The organism is Acinetobacter sp. YH01010 (assembly GCF_013420775.1).
Lineage (GTDB): Bacteria > Pseudomonadota > Gammaproteobacteria > Pseudomonadales > Moraxellaceae > Acinetobacter > Acinetobacter amyesii.
Map to the genome: position 1 here is coordinate 74,038 of NZ_VOYF01000015.1, position 25,215 is coordinate 99,252.

Here is a 25,215-nt window from a genome sequence, read left to right on the forward strand (position 1 = left end):
GATTAACGCCCCAATGTTTGATCATTGTCATGATCGTTTCTACGTGCGACTTCTAAATCTATATGCTTATCAAGGTCACTCAAAAATTGAGATGTCGTATTTTTCTCAAGCTTTACTTGGTCTAAGTAGTTTTTAGTATTGAGATTCAAACCATCTTGGAGCGCTTCTAAGCGTAGGCCAGTTTTATCAAAATCAGCTTCAAGGATCTGATTCACTTCTTTGATTTTTTCCATGTCTTGCTGTTCTAGACGGTGTAACTTCACATCCTCATGAATCGCAGCGATATAGTGATCGGTTAAGATCTCTTGCTTTAAGTGCTGAAGCGCAATTTCCACGTTTCCTGTTTCGGCAATCACGGCGTTGAAGCTGTCAAAGATTTGACCTGTTTCAGCCGAGTTTCTAAATTCAACAATACGAGGCTCAACACTATTAAGGTTTACAAACTTGGCATCACCATACGCAGTAGGTAGTACTAGATGATCATCCATACATTCAAAAAGTTGCTTATATTCAGCATTCATAAGATTTGATGCTGCTTGAAGCTTTAAATCTTGTTGTAACGTGTCTAGGCGTTGGTTGAGATGTAGAAAGCTTTGAACATACATCTCGTTTTGAGAGTTTTCAGGCGCAACAACGGTTGAGGCCATACCTTTAACAACATTTTTCAGTTGCGTATTTTGAATCTGATCAGCAATTTGATTAAGCGCGTTAATGTGATCGGCTTTCACAAGGTTATTGTTTTTCAGTTGTTCAATAAATTGATTTTGTTCAATCACTTTTTCACTTTCCTTTTCGCTGAATAACGAATCTTTAATTTGTTGTTTCACCTGGTCCAAGTTAGAGAAGAGGTGAAGTACTTCTTGTTCATTGCTGTTATTGACTGCATTTAGCAATGTAACAAACACATCATGGCTGATTAGTTGTTGCTGATTATTTTCCGCATTCTGAAATTCAGCAATTTGACTACGGCTAATGACTTCAACACCAACATCATTGATATAGCTTGCGCCAATCGGGGAGAGTTGATTATCTGGAGCTTTTACGGCGTAGTACTCGCCTGATTTGCCATCATCTTTGGCGCATAGACCAATATATGTATTGCCATCTTGCGTAATGATTTTTGAACCGATGCTATTGAGTGCTGCAGAGGGTTGTAACGTACTCAAAGTTTGAATCAATTCTTTTTCGCGATTTTGATGAATTGCATTACTTACTGCCTGGTAAACTTCAGGATCTAAATAAGTCACCTGATTGGCAGATTCTTCATTGAGCGCCGTGACAGTATTCCACTCTAAAATATCTTTACGCGGTATCGTTGTAATACCGGCATTAATAATATCTTCCGTGGTAATTTGACGATCAAGGTTAGTAATGGCCACGGCGTTGTATTCGGGTGCAATTGATTTATGACCTTCCGAATCTGAAGTCAGTACCACGAATTGACCGTAATCCGTTTTCACCATGGCACCTACAACACTGAGCTTGCCTTCCAAAATCATTTTTGAAAGTTCAAGTTCACGTTCGGCAGATCTGGCATAAGTATTAGTCTGTTCTGCAGTATTGTTGATGGTATCGGCTTTGAGCTTGTCTAAATATTCACTTGAAAATTTACCAAGCGCATTTAACTCGTCTATCGGCTCGACAGACTCCAGCTCATACAGTGGAACGGTAGAGGATTCATTCACGATGTCTTTAAGATAAAGCACATCTTGTTCAGTGATATTTTCGAGATCTTCAATCACCGAAAGAGGCACAACGATCGCACGTTTATCCAGATTATCGGAAGCTATATCCAAAACAACCATATTGGTTTGGGTTGTTTCATCTTCATAAACCATACCGACAAACTGTTCAATTTCAGCATAAGAAACATTGTTGTGACGGTCTTTAAAGAATGCTTCTAAGTCAGAATCATGATCAACATAAATACTGTCATAAGGGTTCATTGGTTTACCGTCATTGTTTTGGTCTTGGCTTTGCGGTGCTGATTGAGTTGCCGACTGTTCTGCAGTATTGCCTTTAAACTTACCCAAAAGGTTTGAAAGTTTAGATTTGACTTTCTTTACTTGATCCGAAATTATTTGACCTGATTGATAGGCACGTTGAATAAACTGATCTTTGTATGAAGCTTTGGCTTCTTCAGTCATTTGTTCTGGATCTTGCCCTAATGGATATTCGGCACCAAGGAACATACGTGCTTGTTCTAAGTACTGAGAACAAATGGGTTCAAAAAAGCGACCTTCAAACTCATGGATCTTTTCAGACTTAATGCCTTCATGCAGTTCTTCAATTGAGAGAAACGTTACTTTGTCTTCAATCGCTTCTAAATAGAACGGCGTAATCGGGGTAGGTGCATCGCTACCTTCCACTTGAGGCGGTAAATCTGCTTCTTTAACTAGTTTGATAAATGGGGTAGAGGATTCAACACCTTCGACAGAATCCTTACCGACTACATCAATCACGATGTATTGTTCACCGTCAATGGCATAGACTTTACCGACATTTAGATCGAATTCTTCTAAGGTAACGCCGTCACGGTCTTTATTCAGTTGAGTGGTATATGGATCGTTTAAAAGAGGCAACATTTGCTCTTTAGAGATCGGTTTTAAAATATCGGCATTCTTACCAAGTTCAGTCAATTTTGATTTATCGGCTGTATTGGCAAGCTGTTCGGGTTGTTGTGCGTCTGGATGGTTACTTTTAACGGTAACATCAGGATTGATTGGTTTATCCCAAATGTTTTTCAGGTTATCAAGGCTTTTGTTCTTGTTGAACATGGCCATAATCGCTGCAATGATCAACTTGATTGTTTTCTTAACCAGTTCAATCATGACTGCAATCATTTTTGCACTGAGCGCAGCGAGTTCATCAGCGACCGTTCGTGGATGGCCGTGGCTATTTTCACGCGCTAAAGGAGGACGTTCGTTACCTTCCTCATTTCGCATATCCTTAAAGCTTTTAGAGGCAACGCTACTTGCAGCCAAACTTGCTTTGTCTTGTGGACCACCAGCAATGTTTAATGTGCTCTTTGGTGTACCTTTTGGTGCATTCGGATCAGCTGATTCAACATCTTCCTTTACTGTCTCTTTAGTCTTCTGATTTTCTTTATGTTCTTTCAAAAGTAGAGCAGCTTGTAACTGGTCGCTATGTTCACGGGTTTCTAATAACTGAATTACTTCCTTGGTTAACGTGTCCGTATTGAATTCAAGATAGTGAATCTCAAGTTGTTCAAGTCGAGCAGCTGTATGGTCGCTATTCACACGCCATTGATCCATGACGATAGATTTTGGCACTAAGCCAAGTTCTTCAGCTTCAATCCCACGAATTAAGCAAAAGTCACGCACTTGGCGCATCAATGCGTTAATTTGGTTTTTATCGGTTAATTCACCTGAAAAATAGGTATTCGGTGCACCCGTAACTTCGTTGTAGATCTGCTGTTTTGCTTCACGCACGACTTGGTTTTGGTTAATCAGGCCTTCAATCGCGAATTGACGATTACTCAGGAAGTTGAGGGCATTTTCTTTAGTTGCACCCTTCAGGCTTAAACCATAGTAGGGCTGAGTGATAAAAGATTTTGTCTCAAAGTTAAAGAGGGTTTTTTCAGCCACTTGAACGGCTTCAAATGGATTCTCTTCTTTGGAAAGGAGGAAATCAGGATCATTGTCTGATAGGTATAATTTAGAGTCTGCAGTTGTATAAACACGGTCTTCAACTGGCAATGAACTGTTATTTTCAGCAATATTGCCTAATCCTTGGTCCAGTGCGTTTTTAGTCTGGATTTTATTCAGAGCCGCAATAAACTTAAGATCATCATCATTCTGCAGATCAAGCCCGATGTCTGCAAAGAATTCTAATTGACTGGCTGGCTCTCTTTGCTCAAGTGCATCAAATACTTTACCAATCAGAACAGGATCAAGTTCAGCTAAATCATTGACAGTGACAGCGGAAAGATCAAACGTGTTTTCAGGAATGATGGACCGTTCATTCTCGTAATTCGGGTAACTACTACGCTCATAATCACCTTCGTCAAAAAACATCGGTTCATCATCGTTCAACCGAGTATCTTCAAGAGGGGGAGCGTAATCATAATCTGGGTGCCCAGGAGGTACAGAGTTACCGCCCATAGGCTGATCATATTGTTCATACTGATCATACTGATCATACTGATTATTTTGATACCCATCATCTTGCATGACTGGCGGTTCTTCCATTAATGGAGGTTCAGATAGGGGATCATTGGGATATGGTTCAGACTGGTATTGTTGCGATTGATCTTGTGCAACATTGTTTTGTTGTGGCGTAGGCTGGATGGATTGAAATTCCACGCCGTCCAAACTTAAATCATCCCACTGTTCCAGGCCCTCATTGAAAGTTAATGATTGGCCGTCTTGCAGTTGATCAAGTGTTTGCTCGTCAAAATTATCTTGTTTAGGGCTTTGGTCCATATTTGATCCTTATGACAGGTGGCCTTCCTGGTTTTAAGAGTCCTTTTTAGAATCTGTATCAACATTCCAAATAAAGTCTTCTTTAAAGTCAGAATTAAAACCAGTTGTGATGTCTAATTCACTGTCAAAATCCACTAAATCTGAGTTATTAGAAGATTCCTCTAAGGGATTAGAGTTGCACATAAAATACCTGTATTTGTTTTTTAAAACGTCAATGTGATCGTCACGGATATGATACATGGTATATACGAACTAGACCACACGTAATTGTTATTCACGTATGGTCTGGTATATACCTTTTAAGGGAGGGTTTTAGAAAGATAATTGCTGGATTTCTTGATCGTTATCTAAGGTTTTACCCTTAGGTAACTCAGCCTTATAAGCTGGCTCTTCTGGAGGATTAAGCATACGGTTAATTTCATTTAAAAAGTAATCATTACCATCAGGAAGCTTAGATTTTAAATCCAAAAAGGCAGCTTCAATTTTGGTTGTACTGTCCAGCTCGTCAACAAAGCGTTCAACATCCTTGAGATCAAGCGCAAATCTAAACTCATTACGGCCTGGCTCAGTAAAGTGGATGTTCAACGATTCATCTGTTTTACCGCCTTTAGGATCATGGAATACGTTGGTATTCGACATAAAGCGATTGAACTGTTTTGCAACAGATTTCACCGTCACATTAAAGCAGTCTGACCCGTTGTAGTAGAACTCAATACTTGCTTTCTTGTACGGGAAATTAACCTTAGTACCCACATAGTTATTGCGGTTGAAATCAATGTTTACAGGCAATTGATTAAAGAAGTTCGCAATCTCTTTAACTTGCTTAAACGTCACTTGGTTTTCAAGAGAGCTTTCAAACAAGTCAGTTGGTGTATTTGATGGCAATAATAACGCACGGTTACGCATACCATCAGCATCGGTAAATATAACGGTTGAATGTCGTAGATCTAGTGAGCTGACAATCTTATGTGCCTTGAACATATTGCCCGTTAAGGTAATCGCTTGTCGTGTGACATCACCAGACGGCGCTTTCTCAAAATAGGTACGCGTATAACGGGAATAATTGTTTTGTTCAGTAAATAAGTTCACCAAGGGTTGACGATCCTCAACATGACGTCTATTCACATCAGCATAAGAATAAAATTCAGGATTGAAGCGTTTTAGGATAATACGTCCTTTTTCACTCACTGGAGCTACCCAATCCAAGTCTTGCTTGGCATTTTGCATGGTGTAATTGATCAGTGGAACTTTAAACGACTTCTTATCACCAGGGTAAACCAAATCAAGCTTAACCGCATTCGGTGTGATTGCACCTACACGTAACGGCGGTAGGTCTAGACGTAGCAAAGCACCTGTTTTGTGATCTGGCGTCACTTCATCATCAAAAAGACTAGGTTTTGAGATAAGGAACAATAACCCATGCGCTGAATGACCTTCTTTTTCGTTCCTTTCCATAGAACGAGCCAAGAATTTTAGATCCTGAACAATTCGATACATGCGATCAAAGTTAGAGGTCAAAATAGGATCATTGGCAAGATAAACCGCTTCAGCTACTTTTTCAAAAGCATCTGCAGAGTGATCATCAGGTTTACGAAATTGAATATCATCAATGTGTTTTACATTGGCTTCAACAACACCGAAATGATCAAATACTTCGTGTCGATAATCACGAATCACTTCACCACGCATTTGCCCATTTTTGAAAAATAACTTTTGCTTAGCAAAGCCTTCATATTTTTGGTACATCAATGCCTCAAAGTTATAGGCATAGTGTAGTAGTCCGTGTACCGTTTCATTGATGTTTTCATTGATACGTTTAAATTGACGCACCAGATAATCATCACTTTCTTTGAACATGAGTTTTAGATTGTCAGCACGTAATGGCTCAACATGTTCAATGTATTGCAGACCTTCAAAACGCACAGGTAGATCAAAGGTATTGATCTTGGCTGCTTCTGTTTCTGAAGTCACGGTAAAGAAGTTGTCCTTCACTTCAAACTCACGGACTTTTTTAGCTTTCCAGTCTAAAAAGTTGGTCTTGAGAGGGTTACGACCCAACAAGTCTAATTCACGGATCTTATCGTTATAGTCAACAACCAAGTCTTGATAAACCTGTTCTTGCTGACTAATCGGCATCAAAATCAGTTTAGATAGCAACTGGTTCACATGATAGTTTTGCGCCGTGCGATATGATGGTCCTTTTTCATCATCCGAAATATCAATATCAAGTGTGTTCGCCAAGTTTACGTTATTTTTTAAATAGTCCAACGCTACCCGGTTGCCAATGTAGTTGAGCATGTCAGGATAATCGTTTTCGTTAAACTTGGTTTCTGAGTTGGCAGAGACGTTCGCTGATAGGGTAGACAGTTTACGCATCATCATTAAGTGCATACGTGTTTCTGCTGGAATACCCGAATCTACTGTCGTCATAATCGGATGTGATTCTTCACCACGGCGACCCACACGACCGATCATCTGAATCGTATCGGTAGAGTTCTCAGGTTTTTGCAAGAAAAACAACTCACGTTGGCGCAAGTGATCCGATGGAATTGTAGGATCAGGGTTTTTGGCTGCATGTAGAGAAATACCCGTACAACCAGAGCGAGTCACAATAACAACATCGATTTCACCAGATTGGAATTTTGATTGAACCAAAATCTTACCTTGTGTCGTATTGTTCTCTTGTTTATTAACCTTCCATTTGCCGTCTCTTGTTTCCGTTAAGTGGATCTGACGGCCAGAGATTTCATCAATCTTGAAGCCAGCTTTTGTCACCTTGTTACGTAGTACGTCCAAAGGCATCAAAGGTAGGTCAGGGAACTTTTGAATCTTTTCTTTGATACGATCCAAAATGATTTTATACGGACTTACCACTGGATCGCCGTTTTCATTAAATGTCACTTCCGTACTGAGCTTCTTAACGAACGAGTTACCGTAGTTATCTTCAGCTTTCACCACATCGATGCGATCTAACATCACTTCAAGCAAGTCACGGAATTGTGGGAGTTCATCTAAAACAGAAATTTGACTTTGCAGATAGCTACCGCGCTTATATTCAAGCTTAGTCAATTCCTTTTGAATATTTTTCGCTGCTTTTTCATCGCCAGCGTCACGGTTTTCTTTGATCATGAGTTTTTGAAGCTCATTTTCAAGAAATTCAATTTCTGACGATACCGACTTGAAGTTATTAAACGCTTTTTCTTTTTCAGGCGAATCAGCGGTAACGTCTTGCGCCGTATCTGCTTTTAAAATCGCTTCCATGCGACTTTGCATCAAAATGTTGAATAGACTCTCACCCGTATTTTCCAAACCAATCACGGGCTTTCTACCCTCATGTAATGCCTGAATCACAGCATCACTTGTAGAGTCAGTTTTCAATGCCAATAGGAATTGCTTTTGGATCTGGTACATTCGAGATCCAAAGTTCATCACACTCAAACTTAAACGGTTTTTCGGATCGTCTGAATCCTGATGAAAGTCTAAATTGGCAACAGCATCATCATCATTGGCAATGTTTTCTAGCGCATCGAGGCGAATATCTTTAGAAAATTTCACCATGTCCGTCAAGATGTCAGAAAGAACATCTGAGTAATTGTGAAATTTCTTAATTTCCTCTTCAGTTGGCACAAAGGTTTGAATGGTAATGTGCGAGAGATCTTGCTCTCTACGAATCATGGCAGAGCTGTCTACCAAACCTTCAGAAATAAACTCCAAAATTGGACCATCTGCATTATCGATAACCTTTTGTAAGTCATTACGAGATACGGATCGAGGGAACAATTTATGGAAGAATTCAAGATTTTCAGGTTTCTTAATTGCCGATGCAGACTGGAAATTAATTAGATTGGTCTGATCAATAACATCTAAGAAAAATTGACTTGTAGCTGATTTCAAGGATGCTGCACGGTGCGTTTCATCCATCACCAAAACAGTGTCTTGATTAATAAAACGAGTCAATAACGCACGTTTCCGGTTTGGTCGGTTAAATTGGCTATACGTTGCCAATACCAAGTCATGTTGCGCTGGAATATCTTCAATTTCCTTAGGTAGATCTTGGCCAGTGAATAAAACCTCTTCAGTACCAAAGCGGTTAATCACAGCATCCGAGTTAAAGATAAACGGATCTTTAAAGAACTTGTCACTGTCTGTAGCAACAATATCACGCCAAATGTCGTTCAAGAGTTGCGTTGTATCTGTAAGGAAAACAGGGGGCTTTCCTCTTAACGCACTATATCGTAAACACGCAGCTGCAATACGACCTTTACCTAAACCCGTCTGGTCGCCAATAAGCACAGGTAAGTTTTGGTCAAAACGTAAAATGATATGGGCAACCGCATCGACCTGTTCACATGCAAAAGCGGACTTTAGTGCATCAAAATTGTCATATTGCAATTTCTTAGCGACATAGGCATCAACAAGAGTAGGGTAGTTACCATTATCGACTTCAGCTTGGAAATTGATACCCCCAAAACCTAATACATTTTGGATGTGTGTAGTCAATTGAGCATTTGCCTGATTAATCGCTTTAATCTGGTTTTTAGCCACTAAAGCAATTGGCTCAGATGCCATAGACATCGGTATATACTTAACTTGGTATATATTTTCCGGAGTTGGTTCTGTTGTGTTTTCAGCATTAGGAACAGGAACAATCGGCTGTAAATTTGATTGGTCAGATTCAACAGTCGGTTCTTCTTTTTGCTCAGTACCGATCGCTAATTCAGAATTTAACTTAGCAATCTCTTCAGCAGTTAAACCCGGTTCCTGTTTTACTTGCTCTACCGCTGGTTCTTCAGCTGGTGTTTGTTCAGGTGTTTCACCCTCATTGGTCGCCGTGGTATCACCTACTTGAAGATTAACGTCATCGTCAAGGTCTTCATCCAGATTTTGGTTCTCGTGCGGATTCTTTACCTCAGGCACGAAATCATTGTCATTTTCATTTTCAAACGTTGGTGTAGCTTCAGTTGGTGTAGGTACATCATCATCTGAACTGGTTGTTTGCGTACTAACTTCAACGGTTCCGAAGTCAAAAGAAACTTTATTCGGTTTTGATTTAGGTTTACGACCAAACATCGGTTTTGGTTTGACAGCTTCCTCTTGCTTAATCTCTTCTTCTTTAGCGACCACGACTTCATCAAACATAGTGACTGCAGACGTAGGCGTTACACTTGATGCAATATCTTCAAGTGGCGAAACAGGCTGTTCATCACCTAGACTGGCAAACAAATCGTCATTTTCTTTTTCAACAGGCTTAACCTCAACAACAGGTTCAACCACTGGTGCTTGTTGTGCTTGTTGCTCAACTGGAGTCGGAGTAGTTGGCTTGAAGTATAGATCCTTATTCGGATTCAAACGATTATAGATTACGTTATTAGCCCATCCCCAAAGTTCGTCATAGTCCGTAATGACTTTCAACTTATCTGGTACCACAGAAGATTGGTAAGTTTGTAGTAACGCTTGTTCGTTTTTACGATTGCCTACCACTAACATACGAACATTTTGATTAGCGCCGTTTCGTGCATATGCATTGCCGTGGATTTCTACAACCGCCTCAACTTCATAATGCTTATAGAGATAATTAAGTAAATTCTTTGATTTACGCTCAACCGTACCATCTGAAATCTGTTTATCTGAGCCAATAATGAAAACTGAACGCCCTTGATCGTTTCGTGCGTTTAGTGATTTAACCAGAATGGCATGGTCCAATTTATCCGTACTGAACCAGACGTTTTCTGATGGATCTACCAATAATGGGTTTGGATCTACGCCGTTACGCTGTTGAACCAAAATTGGTGCAACACGTTCTAGTTTATCCATAGCACCAAAAGGAGGGTTGGCAATCACATAGTCAACTTTTTGCTTAAACGTTTGCTCAAAATCAATTTGTGTAGCATCTGCAGTAACAACCGTGCATTCATAATTTTGAGTCAGTGCTTTTGTACGTTCAGCACGTTTGGGATCTAACTCAACCGCATAGACAGAAGCATTACGCTCTTGGGTTAATAAACCGATTAAAGATCCATTACCCACAGTTGGCTCGAGCACGGAAAAGTTTTGTTTTGTTCGGTTATCACCCTCAATCAATAAGCGCTGAGCCACAAGTGACATCGGGATTGGAGTCGAATATTGCTGTAACATACGAATCGTATTGTTTCGCATGGTCTTAGTCGGCATGCGATTGTATAACGCTAAACTCGTTTTAAATGAGCTCTCAGTAAAATCAAGCTCACCTAACTTTTCGACCATCACTGTTTCAAGCGCTTCTTCTGCAGTATGGATCTGTTTATCTGTTACCTTGGATACATCAACGTCAGCATTTTTGGCTTGCGTGATTAGAGCTAAAAACTTTAAAAAGTCCTGGTGATTATGGCTCTTTGTTTCATGTTCTAATTGATAGATATAGCCTCTTAAGCATTCTTTTAAATCTTTTTGCTTGGTCGCACGTAAGTACAGACTAGACGGCTGATCATTAGGACCTTCAGGTATTTGCGTACCTTGGGCATTCACGTAAAAACGGTTATGAGCTGAAGCATAGATTTTGTTGCCATCAGAGTTATAACCGAGTGGAGTTGCACTATTCAACGCAACGTTCAATCGTTGTGGCACCAATGTTTTTGCTTGGGCATTGAACAAATCATGCAATTCTTGGCGAGTCGCAAGCACACTACGGATAAATTCTTTTGGAATACCCAAAACTTCATGAAACAGTCTTGGTTTGATCGTTTCATTCAAATTGTATTGATACAAGTGACCGTCAAAGTGAGGATAAGCCTCAAACTTCATCGGTGTAAAACCAATGTTATTCAAATTTTCTTTAGATAGTTTTTTTTGAACGTCCAATAAGAGTAATTGGCTATCCGTCTGGCCAACACGCCGTACATCGAGATATACACCAGCTTGTGATAAGTCGATCCATTTAATTTTTTCGTTTAAATCATGAGTAGTCATAGCGAACCTGAAGAAGAATTATTAAATTTGATTAAAAAGTCATGTCGTTATAGACATCAGAAGTCGCAGCCTTTTCTTGGCTTTTCTTAACATCCATTTCTGGCTGTCTGACTTTCATCATTAACTCTTGTGGATCAGGTAAAAGATCGTGGTTGAAGTTCTTAGATAACGGACTATCGATTGAAGCTTTATGTTGCTGTACATGCTCTACCGTAATTTCTGAAAAGTTCAACGCATTCATACGGGTTTGAGTAAGTTCAACAGGCTCGATAAACGAGACAAAACAATTATTCGAGTTCCGTTGGTGTGGTTGAATAACAATAAACGCTTCAGCAAATTGCTGTTTTGCATGCGTCAATTTATTCATGGTCTGACGATCAACTTGACTTAAAAATTGAGGATTTAAGTCGTGCGGTTTTGGATTGCCGTAGTCATCGGTAAATTGATTCACTAGGGGAGGTGCACCAACACCACGAACACCCTCACCAGTACGTAAATCTATTTCTGGATCTACCTTGCGAAAACCAGCGTGAGGCGTTTTATTGTTGAAAAATTTCTTTAAGAACGTGTCTTTGTAAAGCGCACCTAGTTGTAGTTGTTGGCCATGATAAACCTCAGGCAGTAATTTTTGACTCACCAAGCCAGCGTAAAGACGTTTTAAATTTTGATTTTTTTCTTTGTCTACATCTTCATTGTAGAACACTTTAATTTGTCGATCGCCAAGTAATGCAAACAGGGCAATACGGGCCTGGTCCATAACATAAACGTTCTGAGCCTGTTTATCGAACTGGTCTTTTTCATGCTGGTTGGATGGTACAAAATTTGGATCAAAAGTTGCGGTGTGAAAGTCATTGCCGTTCAAAATATCTTTGATACTTTCAATCGGATCTTTAGCAACCCGATAAGACTTTTTAGTTTTATCAATACCGCCACGTTGCATCAACGGATCTGGCTTAGCGAATTGCTTAACACTTTCACGATCAGCACTGTCATAGGTTGGAATCAATGGGATTGTAGTTAATACAGAACCAGACTCATAGCGCACAACAATTTTTGAAAATGGAATGCGCTCAGGTTGGTTGTCAGTACTATTCGATAAAGATTTAACAAGAAGCTGTAAATTATTTTTAATAATAGCGTTATGAAGTGCTGGAGAATTAATTTTTACATTGGGCACTTGCATATGTGCTGCATCTTCAATGATTTGAGCTTTAACAAAGAAATCGCCGTTTTTTTGTTGATGCACATTGATAGAAGTGACTGCTTTGATTAATTGTGAATTCGGGTTGTTACTCATTACGTTGCACCACTGAGCAACATAAGTTTTATAACCGTCAAGAGATTCGTAGGGTGAGTCAACACATTTGTCAAAACAGATAATTCGACCACGGTTAGCACCGCGATTATGTGTGTCTAATGAAGTACGTTGGTTACGTCCAGAATCAAATTTTGCGTGGACTTCATCTACTGAAACATTCTCAGTATGATGCTTGTTGAGTTTATTAATGATCTTCGTGAATTCTTCAGATGAACTCATTCGTATGCGAACTGGTTCATTGGTAGACATATCAAAGCCGTATGCATACAGCTCGTCTTGTTCATCATGTTTGTAAAATTGATCTACAGTCATGACGATACGTTTAATCGTATTATCACTTTTACTCATTTCTTAAATTCCACGCTTTATATTTTTGATTGCTGGTCATTGACTCAAGCTATTTATAAAATACTACAAAACCTCATTGGTATATACTAAGGAGGCAAATAAAAAATTAAAAAATATATTAAAAAGTTTAAGAGTAAATTTTTAAAAAGAAATTTTTTGTTTATTATCTTTCTAATTAAGGGAAGTTAATTAGGGACATTTTTTATGCTTATTTTTCATGATATTACAGGATTAGTACGGAAAAACACAAATGGTACGAGCGAAAATCAAATTCATTTGAGCGCAAATTGAATTTGAATTTTTAGAAAATAAGGCGTTTTTAGCTGGTTTTTGATGTTTTTATCCACTTTCCTATTAAATTCTATCCACAAATTAAGTTCTTGTATATTAGAATGAATTTAAAAATATGAGTAAAATATTGTTCATTTTTTAGCTTTTTGCAATATTGGAAATTTGCAAACTAGCAAGTGTTGTAAGTCGCTGTTTATAATAAAATTAAATAGAATAAAAAATACTTCCAGCGCAAATTAAATTCATTTGAGCGCAAATTAAATTCAAAACGTTGCGGATAACTTCTCCAATTTCCTGAGAGCCTTGATAATAAAGACTTTCAGATTTTATGAGGAATAGCCCTTATATATGACCCAACGATCGCTATTTAGCTTGTTTTACGACAAATCAATAACTTACGCCATTAGGACGGAAGAAAGTTTACAACCCATTTATAAAAAACTTTCGCTGAGTTCAGACTATAACAGAAAATCAATGAGTTACGCCATTAGGACGGAAGAAAGTTTACATCCACTTATAAAAAACTTTCGCTCGTATTTTGACACAACTATAAATCAATAACTTACGTCATTAGGACGGAAGAAAGTTTACAACCCATTTATAAAAAACTTTCGCTGGAAGTTAGGTACAGCCAAAAAGTTATAACCTAACCTTAAAACATACTAAACATACTATCTATGATAGTTGAGCTATTGGATCTGGACAAAAAAGTAAAATCAATAACTTACGCTATTAGGACGGAAGAAAGTTTACAACCCATTTATAAAAAACTTTCGCTCGTATTTTGGCACCACTATAAATCAACAACTTACATCATTAGGACGGAAGAAAGTTTACACCCACTTATAAAAAACTTTCGCTCGAAATTTGCCAGCAATATAAATCAACAACTTACATCATTAGGACGGAAGAAAGTTTACAACCCATTTATAAAAAACTTTCGCTCGAAATTTGCCAGCACTATAAATCAACAACTTACATCATTAGGACGGAAGAAAGTTTACAACCCATTTATAAAAAAGTTTCGCTCGAAATTTGCCAGCACTATAAATCAACAACTTACATCATTAGGACGGAAGAAAGTTTACAACCCATTTATAAAAAAGTTTCGCTCGTATTTTGGCACCACTATAAAACAATAACTTACGTCATTAGGACGGAAGAAAGTTTACAAACCATTTATAAAAAAGTTTCGCTGGGTGCCTATCTTGAGCACATATTTATTTGATCAAGTATTACATTGGTTAACTTACATTGTAATTGTGAATATTACTCATATAAGGCACTGTTTTTCATAGTCTTATTTATTAAGAAATTACTGTTAAAAATGCTTTTAATCGTAGTCTAATTAACGAATTGATGCTATAATGTCTACTCAGAATGCCTATGGGAATTCGAGATATGCAATATCAATCATTTAGTCTTAGACATCAAAAAATACTCATTGACTTCAATGTGTTTAGCTCTGGCTCGTCTGATATTTTGCTAAAAGGTGTTTTATCTGCCGAATTGCTTATTCTAGTTGATAATTTAAATGCATTTTATTCTGCAGAAGACGGTAGATACGTTGTATCAGCTGAAAAAGTTAACCACGTTACAGGTCTAGATTTTAATAAGAAAACTATCAACCAGATCATGCGTGAAGCTTGTGATTTATCATTTATGATTGATACAGATGCGAAGCAAGCTGCAGCACCTATGATTGACGAAATTCAAATCTTATCAAGTGGCGATATTACTTTTAAACTCACTAAAAGCTTTGATTTTTTTAGAAATTCTCTTAGTTTTAAAAGCATATATGAGAAGCTACCATACAGGTTCACTACTTCTAAACTAGAGTTACCGCAGATCGGTCAACAAATAATGTTAATTGCGTAATTAAGCCTCTGACGAGGCTTTTTTATTGTCTAAAATTTAGTTAGTATATACACAGCTTTAAAGCGAAAAGACTACAACGTTAGTTGGGTTGCAAATATATTTTTATTTTTATTTTTTAATTCAATCTCAGGCAATGTACGTTGTACGTTGTCTAAAGTGGAGCAGTTATGCAAGATTCTTCACAAGTCTGCATAAGTAAAGGAATTTCAGAAGATGAAATTTTTGGACTATCGCAGTCAATCAAAGACTCAATTATTAATGCCGAAACAAAAACCATGGATCTCTTGGGTTACGGCAACAAAATCAGTAATTTCATAGTCGAATGTTATCTAGATATTCCAGTTGTTGATCAATTCATTTTTTACTTAATGTTGGTGAATGCCAAAAATAAGTATGCACATCAGCTGCAGCGCGTTATCGCTGAAAAACCTGAATTATCCCAAATTGAAGCATTACAACTAGCGAACAACTTTGTTCTGAATTTTGAATACATCCGTCAAATTCTTTTATTCAAAAATAAAGCTAATTACCTTAGCAATGGCCGTATCAAATCTTTGGCATGGAATACGCTAAATAGTGTTGGTAAAGTGATGCTACCAATGAGCTCTTTACGCCAAATGGACAGCGAACCATTTTCAAGAAATGACGTAGACAGCGTAACTCATAAAAGAATGTTTGCCAGTACGGGCTATTTTGAATTAGATAACAATGCGTTTATTTGCTATCAGCTTGAAGAAACGTTGATTGCCAATCTATCTGAATTAGATTTTGATAAAAAGGGGCGCTACACAGTTCTCGACACTTTAACGGTTCTTGGATTTAAGGACCGTTTTGATCTTTATATGTATAACTTGATGAAGATCAATGAGTTTCGTGGCGAAGTGGTTATTCCTTACATTGACTTCAAAGCATTAACCGAGTTTTCAGTAGAATTTAAATACAAAGCAAGTGATTTTTACCGTAAACGACTTCTTGTTTCATTAGAAAGACTGAATAACAATCCATCTATTGAATTATTTATTTCTGTTAAGTATGAACCATGCAATAAGCGTACACCAGATCGTGACAATTTTTGCAATTATCGTTTTCAGATTCAGTTGAAGTCCAACTATCGTAAAGCGCTTAATACATTAAATGAAATGTGTGCAAAGGTTCAGGATGAACAGGGCAATGAGCTTAAAATCAGTAATGCGCTCTTCACTTCAGCAATTCGATTGAATAATGGTGAACCTGAAAAAGTAATAGAACTTGTTAAGGATCGTTTAGCTGCTTATACAACTAAGAATGGACCATCATATTTAGCTAAAAATCTTAATTTGGTTGCGTCTTATGTTACGCGAGCTCTAGAAGATCTATATAAAAGTAATCACTTCTTTGAAAGATTCCTAAACGATATGAAGCAAGCAGATAATTTACTTTATCTGAGAAATCGTGATAAGAAAGTTGAGATCGAAAACAAAAGTGCATCTACTTTCTCAAGCGAATTCATTAATATTCGCGACAAAGTTGATGTTACCACTTGTGAAATTCTTACAAACGCTGAGTACATTTCAAAGAAAACGGAAGCTACTGTAATTATTGATTATGCTTTCATACGTAATTCTATTTTTATTACACATCCTCATTTGCGCCACCAGCGAAATGCAGACGAGAAAAAATACATAGATCTCGTGTGTGAAAGCACAAAGCTTTGCCAAATATTCTTTGGTACGGGTAATGAAAATAAAAAAACGTTAACTCAAAACTATTTAACAGAACTCCTGTTTGAACATTTTTTTGATGATAATTTCCACTTGAACTCAGATGTATTAAAGAATCTTCTAAAAAAAGATAAGGACTATTGGGTACAAGAAAAGCAAAAGACATTTATGCGGTTGTGGAAACTTGCAAATGAGTTCAGTTTAAAAGCTATTAGTCCAGCGAACTACAACGGTAAAGAGAGTTCAGACAATGAATAATAAACTTTATTTATGTGCAATTTTTACGGCTACTATATTGAGTAGTAGTGCAAATGCCGATTTTAGTGATTGGTATAAAAAAGCAACTTCAAATGAAGATTCAACTCAGCAAGTGCCAGCTCAACAACAGCAAGCACCTGGTCAAATTCAACAGCAAGCACCAGTTCAGGTTCAGCAACAGCCGATACAGCAAAGACAATATAATTCTAATCGGAACACCACAGCTACGCGTTACCAAAACAATAATGCAAATGTCACTGGTGATTCTGGCCTTGAAGCACGAATGAATAACTTGAATTCGACCATTGAGAATCTAAACAAGTCATCAAAAAGTGGTGACAACCTCACGAATAACTATCTAAATATTGTTCAATTCATAGTGATAAACGAAGAAACACGTAAATTGGATGGTAAAGACAATACATCACTGATCAATAACATGTTGGCTGGTATTGTGAGTTGTCAGAATAAATACAAAGTCGATGTTATACAAAAAGTGAATAATCAACTCCCAAGAGATGTTGCTAACACCGTACAACGGTATTTAAGCCAGAATGGACGCTCTATTGGTGCAAACGGCAACTGTTTATACTAATTAAACCCCCTTTTAAAACCGTCCTTAAAAGGCGGTTTTTTTTATTCTTAAAACATACCTATTTATTTTAAAACCACATTCTATATACTACTAACAGTTTAATGAATATTAATGTGGGTTTTATCATGATCAGTTCTAAAACAATATATGAACTATATCAATTGCTGAATCAATCCGAAGTACAAGAATTAAAATCATCTATAACTGAGACTTTTGGTGCAGATGTGGAAAGTGAAGTTGATAAAAGCCCGGTCTTACAGCAAAAGATCAATTATTTTATTTATCAATATATACATCTCAAGCATCCAGAAAGAACAGACAAGATCTTATTCGATGCAAATGAGTCGGCTCACGAGGTTGTAAAAACAGAACACCTTAAAAGTGAGCCAGTACCCTTATTAAAAGATTTTGTATCAAACAGCAGCAATAAAAGTTTAGCACCTGAAGAACAAAAAGATGTAATTGCAGTCACTTTACCAGCCGAATTATCTGACATTCCTGTTGAACCAACAAATCAAAACCATACAGGAAATAATGAAGTAAAACATGACTATAACATTATCCTTGATGGTCGAACTAAGCTAAATATATTGCTCGAAAGATATTTAAGTGGTGTTGATGATGTGGCTCGTGAAATCATTGTGAAGTGCTTTCTTGTTATCTCTATATTTGTAGCACTGATCTCTCTTGTTATGGTTCTTCTGAATACGACCAATATTAACCAGATCCAAGAAATGTATGATATTGGCCATAAAACATTCCTATTCCAATATGCTGAAGTCTGCAATGTAAATGTTGAAGTTGCAAAAGCGAATCCATGTGTTATCTCAGAAATCAATAAACGTATTTCTGAACTATCAAATAGCAGATTTTGGAACACGTTCGGGGTGGTGCTTTTCTCACTTTTATCGTGCTTTTTCTTCTACCATATCTCTACTTACCGTGATTCTAAAGATAAGCACAACGGCTAGTCTTAAAAGGAGGGTAGGGTGTTTTAAAATGGTCTTAAAAGGCCATTTTTTTATTTTAATAACAAAGTTTTATAGTTGATAAAAGGTATTCTAAAAGTATAATAGATACACTCTTAAAACTGGAATGCGTTGTGCTTTTTAAAATTCCAAAAACGGGTGAGATTGATTCAAGTGAACAATCGATGACAGGCCTGGTACTCAAATCGGCATACAACTTAGTTGCCATTTTCAATATTTGCTACATCTTTGTAGTTGTATTCTTTGTGTTTGAAATGTTTTTAAATACAACGATATACAAGATTAAATATCTACCAGAAACCCTCAATACTCCATCATATATATTGCAAATCATCATATTCATTTTATGTTTTTCTTCACTTCTGTATGCGATAAACAAAATGTTTGATGAAAAGTATATCCCTACACGCAAAGAAATCTATCTATTCCTTATCTCTTTTACTATCAATAGTTTATCAATGTTTAATTTTTTAGCTACCAAATAACACTGTAATACCAAGTTCCCACCGTAGCCTAAGCAAAAGTTACCTGTTTTTTTGGGTTTTAAAAGCAGTGAACAAGGGCAGAATTAAAACACAAAAAAATAAAATTAATAGTTTTAAAAAATATTTTTTAAAACTAAATCAGTGATAATATGTAACCAACGTTAAGTTTAAGAAAGTATATTATGTCTGATATTCGCAGCATCTATTTTTACGGTAATAATAAAAGCATCAAATTGGGTAAAAACCCAATCTTAAATACTGTCTTTGAAATTTTTCCAGCCACTAAAACCCCTTTAAAGCGGATTCTTAATCATAACCACCAGTGGGTTAGTAATTGCGCTTTTTACGTGCCTAACGATGTGAAAAGTGAATGGGTTAAAACGGTAACACTTTCAATTTTGACAATCTCAATTATGGCTTCCTTCCGTAATGCAATTGCACAGCAAAAAGGGTTGTCACCAAACGATGAAGCACTTGATGAAGAGGTAGAGAACCTTGTGCCAGATTCGTTATTCAATTCTGCTATTGAATTATCGGATCTTAAAAAAAGTTTATTAGAAGTTCTGCCAAATTTAATGAGCGAATACCTTGCACAAAACTTTGGTGAATACGAAAGCATTATTACAAACGGTGTAGCTAAGCTTTTTATTGATAACCATGAATTTTTGGATAAGCAACTTGATTCTGATGCTGGAACAGATAATCAGATTTCAATGTTAAATTTTACTGACAATGCAGATGAATTATTTCACACAACAAACTATATTTTAGTCCGTATTGCTGATTCAAATGAAAACTTGAAAATCAACTTTACTAACAGCAAACCACATGCAGAACACTTAGGCCGAATTCTGCATACATTGTTGGGGGATGAAAGTTTTGAGATCTCAAAAGGTTCAATTGAGATACCTAATGACGAAGATGGCCAAGAAATTTTCATCTTTGAAAAAGAAACGAACTTTATTGATTTTTACAATTCATTATTGCTGGAAGTTAGTTTTTTTCTAGATCATGCAACAGTCTTAGAGCATATAGAAAAGTATGCACCAATTAACCAAACACTAAGCAGTTTGAGTGAGAATTTAGAAAAGAATATTAACTTTGTCATTTCTTCATTCAAAGAAACTCGCGATCTATCTGCATATTTAGAAAGCCGTGCTCAAATCATAGGGTTAATTCATGAAGCTGCACAAATCGCCAGCATTGAAATACAGCCAGTTGCTCAGGCTAAGGACCTTAAATCGTTAATTGAATCGCATCACCTGGTTACTTTTAATGATAAAGACACCTTTAAACAATTTAATTTATTTTGAGGTGAATATGAAATTTGTTATTAAAAATGGCATTGGTACACGTAAAGTCGAAGTGGATCTCGCATTAGATATACCATTGGTGCTACAAAAATCCATTTCTGTAATTGAGTATGAAGATTTCTTTAAATATTTTAGTGAGCAACATTTTCACATTTGCAAATTTAGAACGTTGAACTTTAAAGATAATAGCGTAGAGGGAAGTAGTAAGGAATTAAATCGCTTTATCTGGCTTGCTATGGCACATCAAGCTTATATGGAGCGTAAAGCTTTACTACCAAGTAAATATATTGCGGATCTAGAAGCTTCAATTTCAAGCATGTTTAATTTAGAGAGCGAATCGCGAGAATGGTACCGAGCTATTCACAAAGCCATAGATGCTTACCTTAAATCACAATTTCCTGAAGCAATAGAGTTTTTACCTTCCAACATTGCACCACTGGATGAAGTGACTAAAATTCTTATGCAAGAAGTACAGCCAGTGATACCAGTTGCAGACGAGCCAGCGAAGCTTTATAGCTGATTCTAGAAATAATTAAGACATAAAAAAACCATCTAAAAATTAGATGGTTTTTTTTGTTTGTGTTTTTATAATTTTGCGAATACTTCAGGATTGTCATTCATAAACTGTTCAATGAAATCATTGTCTAATTCGACATGTTTTGGAAGCTTCTCATGTTCACGAACAATGGATTTTATAGATTCAATATTTTGCTGATTGAAAACAGGTGTTGTACGGCTCTTATAGCCAGTATCAGCCATCGCATAGCGATCATCAAACATACCTGAAGAGGTATTAGAATCGACTTCTGAGTCGCTTATAGATAGTGTTAAGTTGCGGTCTTCAGCTAACTTTAAAATGAATTCGTCAGAGATAAAGTTACGTAGCTCATGCAGCATAGATTCAACTTTATTGTGTTTAAAAAGCACCTTTGCAATTGAACGACAAGATAAGAAACCTTTTGTGATGTTTAGATCTAGTAATTTTTGAGGAATGATTGGATCGCTTTTCTTGTTGCTATTCGCGATCTGTTCAACTTCTTCATCAGTCATAGAAGCTATAATGTTTTTAAAGAAATTGCCATATTGAAACTTTTCAATTTTCTCCAGCATTGTCACTTGTTCTGTATCTAATAAGCAAAAAGAAATAGGTTTAAGCTTGCGTTGGTCGGTTTTGCTTAAACTGCCATTTTGGTTTAAGCGGTTCTCTTTGGTTTTAGCGTTAGTTTTAGAGTTAGTCATTTTAAACACCTTTCAATATGTTTTAAACTTTGGTTAATACCAATAATCATATTATAAGTGGTTTTAGCTAAAATACAAAAAATGAACATTTTGTTTTTTTAAAAAAATCTTTTAAATGTTTTTCGTATATACTATAAGAATATCTATCTTAAAAGGTATAACTCGTGATTAAAACTGATACAGGCGATACGGTTGGAGGGGGTTTAACGAATCCTCAGGATGAAGTTCTAGCATTGTTAGAAGAGTGCTTAAACTCTGAACAATATACAGCTCGTATTACTTATATTTGTGAAGATGGCGGTCAATTAGTAGGTAAAAAGGCAGCTTTAAAGATTTTAAAGGAACAAGAGGACAATGGTTTAATGCTGGTTCCAATACCAGTCTTAGGAAAACAACTAAGAGTCTGGAGTGGTTTAAGTAAAACCAAAATGTCTAGTCACACAGGATTGTACAACAATATACAGTGGTCAAAGTTTGAAAGTGGCGAAAAGTTAATAACAAAGCAAGCGTGGACATTACTTCAACTTAGACTTGGGGTTCATCCAAAATACAAATTGGTTTTAAAAAATGAATTAGATGTCGAGTGAATTATATGTTAGTGAAATTAGCCCTTAGTGGTCATGCTTCTCCAGAAGCTTTAAGTAAATTTGAACGTATCAAAGCGTATGTGCCAGATAGCGCACCTGTTTTGGTCACATACTTTAATAAACAAGTTTTATTAAGTGATTTACTGGTTAATTTTTCTAATTTTTTACCATCGCTCGAAATCACAAAAGATAAAGACATGCTGGTTACGATTAGAGGAAATGAAACACCTTTAGTCGAATTTATTGTCAATTTAAAACTATACAGCATGAAATTAGGCAAACTTTTCTTTGAATTTGAGAATCAATTTAAAGAAAAAGAGCAAGACTTTAAGGGCTTTATTAAACGTCACAAACTTAAAGGTTTTGATCATGCCAATTTTGTTAATTACGTGAAACTAGGTGCATATGATAGTGCTTTAGACATTATCAAACACCAGTACGAAAGCGTTAAAAAAACATTCTTTGTACTGTTTAAAGATCGTTTCACCCTATTAGAAAGCAAGGGTTTTATTTAAGGATATTCTATGGAAATGTTAGATCCATCAAACACAAACCCTGGGCTCTTTTTAGTCATAATGGCTACGGCAATTGGTACCATACTTTTTGGTTTTTTAATTGTCGCTTTAATTGCACGATATAAGTTCAAGATTAGAGTTACGGTATCTAGTTTTATAGCTGCAGTTACTTTATCTGTATTTAGCTTTATATGCTTTGGTTCACTTGGTCCGATGGAACCTAAATACAGTACTTCAGTTGTTCAGCTTTATGCGTTGGGCTTACTGGCTGGTACTTTAATATTAAATATAGTTCTTCTGAAATTATTCAGCCCTAAAACTATTGAACAGTTAGCTTTGAAAGGTTTTAATAAGTCAGAAAATGAACAAAAAGAGCATTACAAAAACATCTTAAAAGAGTTTAAATGTATTACTGATTTGGAAGATAAAAACAAGCTTAATAAGCGCAGTTTTAACTTGTTAAATGTTTTTAAACATAAAGGAAAACAAAATGTTTGATTTTAAGATGAAATCTTTGTGTGTTTTGGCTGTTGCCGGATCTCTTTTAACTGGTTGCGTATCTAGTACTATTGATGGAATGGGTTCTAAACGCAAACAAATCATGTTGTATTCTGAAAAAGAATATCTTCAGCAAAGTACTCAGTCTTACAACAACATCATCACGACTGCTAAACAGCGTGGATTGATTGTGAATAACGCTCAAGTAAATAGAGTAGCAAAACGTCTTATCGCACAAGTTCCACATTATCGAGCTGACGCAGCAAATTGGAATTGGGAAGTTAATACAATCCGAGATAATGAAATCAACGCGTTTTGTCTATCTGGAGGCAAGATCGGTGTGTTGACTGGTTCTATCACAAAAATTAATGCAACTGATGATGAATTGGCTGCACTGATCGGCCACGAAATTGCACATGCTTTACGTGATCATGGGCGTGAAAAGGTAAGTAAAAAGCTTTTAACTGGTTTAGGTGTGCTTGCAGCTAGTTCGGCTGGTCTTGGTGACATGGTTGTATCTGGCACAAGTTTACTAGGCGATTATGGGGTTAACTTACCTGGTTCGCGCAAACTTGAAAGTGAAGCGGATCTTCTAGGTGTTGATATTATGGTTCGTGCTGGTTACAACCCACAGGGCGCAGTCAGCTTTTGGAATAAAGTAGTAGCCCAAGAAAAACAGGGCACTAAAATTGATTTCTTATCAACGCATCCTACTTCAGAAAAAAGAATTGTAGCGATCCAAGAATACATCAACCAAAATTACAGGAAATAATATAAGGAGCTGGTTATGGATATTTACACAGTTATCCGAGTGAGCAAAAAGTTGTTTGACCACGGTTATGTTGTAATACCAGAACACAAAGTAGATTTTAAATCGGCTTTACTGCTCTTAAATGAACAAACCGTTGATGATCGATTTCTAATATCTAAAGATATAGTAGGTGCTGAAATCAGAGGGAATTTTGCCTTAATTGAAAAGGAGGGGAAGTTTCAATTGTTTACCAAAGGAATAGATTACTTTTGTTTGAATGTTGAGCCTGAAAAATCCAGTACTGATCCTAAACCTGAAAAAGAGGTAAAAAAGAGTAAAGTAGTTCTCAAAAACCGTTATTTATATAAAAGTGGCGTGAAGAAGATAGGGGAGCTGGACACGTACAAGAAAAGAAGCGTCAAGATTACGAATGTAGGAAAACCATTTGTACTAAAACAAAAATTGCATGACGTTCCAGATTGGCTTTTTGAAAAGCTAAAAGACCAAGATGTATGTTGGATCTATTTTGAATATGCTGAAGAACAATTATCAGAGGCACCAATAGAAACTGCACCAATCAATTTAAAAAGTGACATTGAAAGTTGTGTTAAATACTTTAAGTTACATGGTGAAAAAACAAGAAAAAAACCAATTATCAATGCTGAAGCACCAGGTAACGTAAACCTATTCAGATATTGTGATTTACGGCGCATTGATCAGGAATTAAAAGTCTTATTTGTTTGTAGTGAAAACTATCTTTGGTTACTGGAACAAAATAGACAAGATCCACTACCTAACATCAAATTAAACAATATTAGTTTTGGCGGTTGGATCATTCCCAAGACGACAAACCAAGATATGTTGAATAAGCTAATAATGTTAGATAAAGAATTAAAAACGAATCCAGATGCTTATCTTCTAAGTGTACGAGAGAGAGATGGATCCGTAAATTTGAACAACTCCTATAAGTGATATTCTGCTCCTCAAATGATGTTATAAACATCAATATATGGAGTATTTTATGGCACGTAGACCAAGAAGAAATCATTCAAATGATTTT

15 protein-coding genes are annotated in these 25,215 nt (G+C 36.5%); 11 read left to right on the plus strand and 4 right to left on the minus strand.

The features are described 5' to 3' along the window. Positions 1–2: 2 nt before the first annotated feature. The 3 genes from FTT77_RS13465 to FTT77_RS13475 form a co-directional block, all read right to left on the minus strand. Positions 3–4,445 (minus strand): hypothetical protein, encoded by a 4,443-nt coding sequence (locus FTT77_RS13465; protein WP_005028696.1) that lies wholly within the window; start codon positions 4,443–4,445, stop codon positions 3–5. A 312-nt stretch (positions 4,446–4,757) separates the two neighbouring features. Next, positions 4,758–11,390: a strawberry notch C-terminal domain-containing protein gene (locus FTT77_RS13470; RefSeq protein WP_005028698.1), complete on the minus strand. Its 6,633-nt coding sequence runs from the start codon at positions 11,388–11,390 to the stop codon at positions 4,758–4,760. A gap of 31 nt (positions 11,391–11,421) precedes the next feature. Then, positions 11,422–13,056: a hypothetical protein gene (locus FTT77_RS13475; RefSeq protein ID WP_005005782.1), complete on the minus strand. Its 1,635-nt coding sequence runs from the start codon at positions 13,054–13,056 to the stop codon at positions 11,422–11,424. 1,692 nt (positions 13,057–14,748) lie between these two features. On the opposite strand from FTT77_RS13475, the gene FTT77_RS13480 reads away from it, so the two are divergent. From FTT77_RS13480 to FTT77_RS13505, 6 genes are all read left to right on the plus strand, one after another. Continuing rightward, positions 14,749–15,225 (plus strand): hypothetical protein, encoded by a 477-nt coding sequence (locus FTT77_RS13480; protein ID WP_005005780.1) that lies wholly within the window; start codon positions 14,749–14,751, stop codon positions 15,223–15,225. Positions 15,226–15,392: 167 nt separating this feature from the next. Further along, positions 15,393–17,183, plus strand: coding sequence for a hypothetical protein (locus FTT77_RS13485; protein ID WP_005005779.1), 1,791 nt, complete (start codon positions 15,393–15,395; stop codon positions 17,181–17,183). Continuing rightward, positions 17,176–17,778, plus strand: coding sequence for a hypothetical protein (locus FTT77_RS13490; protein WP_005005776.1), 603 nt, complete (start codon positions 17,176–17,178; stop codon positions 17,776–17,778). The genes FTT77_RS13485 and FTT77_RS13490 overlap by 8 nt, the downstream gene beginning before the upstream one ends. Before the next feature lie 125 nt (positions 17,779–17,903). Beyond that, positions 17,904–18,749 (plus strand): hypothetical protein, encoded by an 846-nt coding sequence (locus FTT77_RS13495; protein WP_024160863.1) that lies wholly within the window; start codon positions 17,904–17,906, stop codon positions 18,747–18,749. A gap of 685 nt (positions 18,750–19,434) precedes the next feature. Beyond that, the gene (locus FTT77_RS13500; RefSeq protein WP_005005771.1) at positions 19,435–20,565 is read left to right on the plus strand and encodes a hypothetical protein; all 1,131 of its coding nucleotides are present in this window, start codon (positions 19,435–19,437) and stop codon (positions 20,563–20,565) included. A gap of 7 nt (positions 20,566–20,572) precedes the next feature. Then, positions 20,573–21,085 carry a hypothetical protein gene (locus FTT77_RS13505; protein ID WP_005005767.1) on the plus strand — a complete coding sequence of 171 codons (513 nt, stop codon included), beginning with the start codon at positions 20,573–20,575 and terminating at the stop codon, positions 21,083–21,085. Positions 21,086–21,150: 65 nt separating this feature from the next. Here the strand turns inward: FTT77_RS13505 and FTT77_RS13510 are convergent, their stop codons facing one another. Continuing rightward, complete coding sequence (locus FTT77_RS13510) at positions 21,151–21,804, minus strand: hypothetical protein (RefSeq protein WP_005005764.1); 654 nt, start codon at positions 21,802–21,804, stop codon at positions 21,151–21,153. A 164-nt stretch (positions 21,805–21,968) separates the two neighbouring features. Between FTT77_RS13510 and FTT77_RS13515 the strand changes: the two genes are divergently transcribed. The 5 genes from FTT77_RS13515 to FTT77_RS13535 are packed head-to-tail and all read left to right on the plus strand — an operon-like array spanning position 21,969 to position 25,127. Continuing rightward, positions 21,969–22,391 (plus strand): hypothetical protein, encoded by a 423-nt coding sequence (locus tag FTT77_RS13515; RefSeq protein ID WP_005005760.1) that lies wholly within the window; start codon positions 21,969–21,971, stop codon positions 22,389–22,391. Positions 22,392–22,396: 5 nt separating this feature from the next. Beyond that, positions 22,397–22,906 carry a hypothetical protein gene (locus tag FTT77_RS13520; RefSeq protein ID WP_005005759.1) on the plus strand — a complete coding sequence of 170 codons (510 nt, stop codon included), beginning with the start codon at positions 22,397–22,399 and terminating at the stop codon, positions 22,904–22,906. Between the two features lie 9 nt (positions 22,907–22,915). Continuing rightward, complete coding sequence (locus FTT77_RS13525) at positions 22,916–23,404, plus strand: hypothetical protein (RefSeq protein WP_005005757.1); 489 nt, start codon at positions 22,916–22,918, stop codon at positions 23,402–23,404. After that, positions 23,397–24,176 (plus strand): M48 family metallopeptidase, encoded by a 780-nt coding sequence (locus FTT77_RS13530; RefSeq protein WP_005005756.1) that lies wholly within the window; start codon positions 23,397–23,399, stop codon positions 24,174–24,176. The genes FTT77_RS13525 and FTT77_RS13530 overlap by 8 nt, the downstream gene beginning before the upstream one ends. A 15-nt stretch (positions 24,177–24,191) precedes the next feature. Beyond that, positions 24,192–25,127: a hypothetical protein gene (locus FTT77_RS13535; RefSeq protein WP_005028393.1), complete on the plus strand. Its 936-nt coding sequence runs from the start codon at positions 24,192–24,194 to the stop codon at positions 25,125–25,127. The last annotated feature ends 88 nt before the right edge of the window (positions 25,128–25,215 follow it).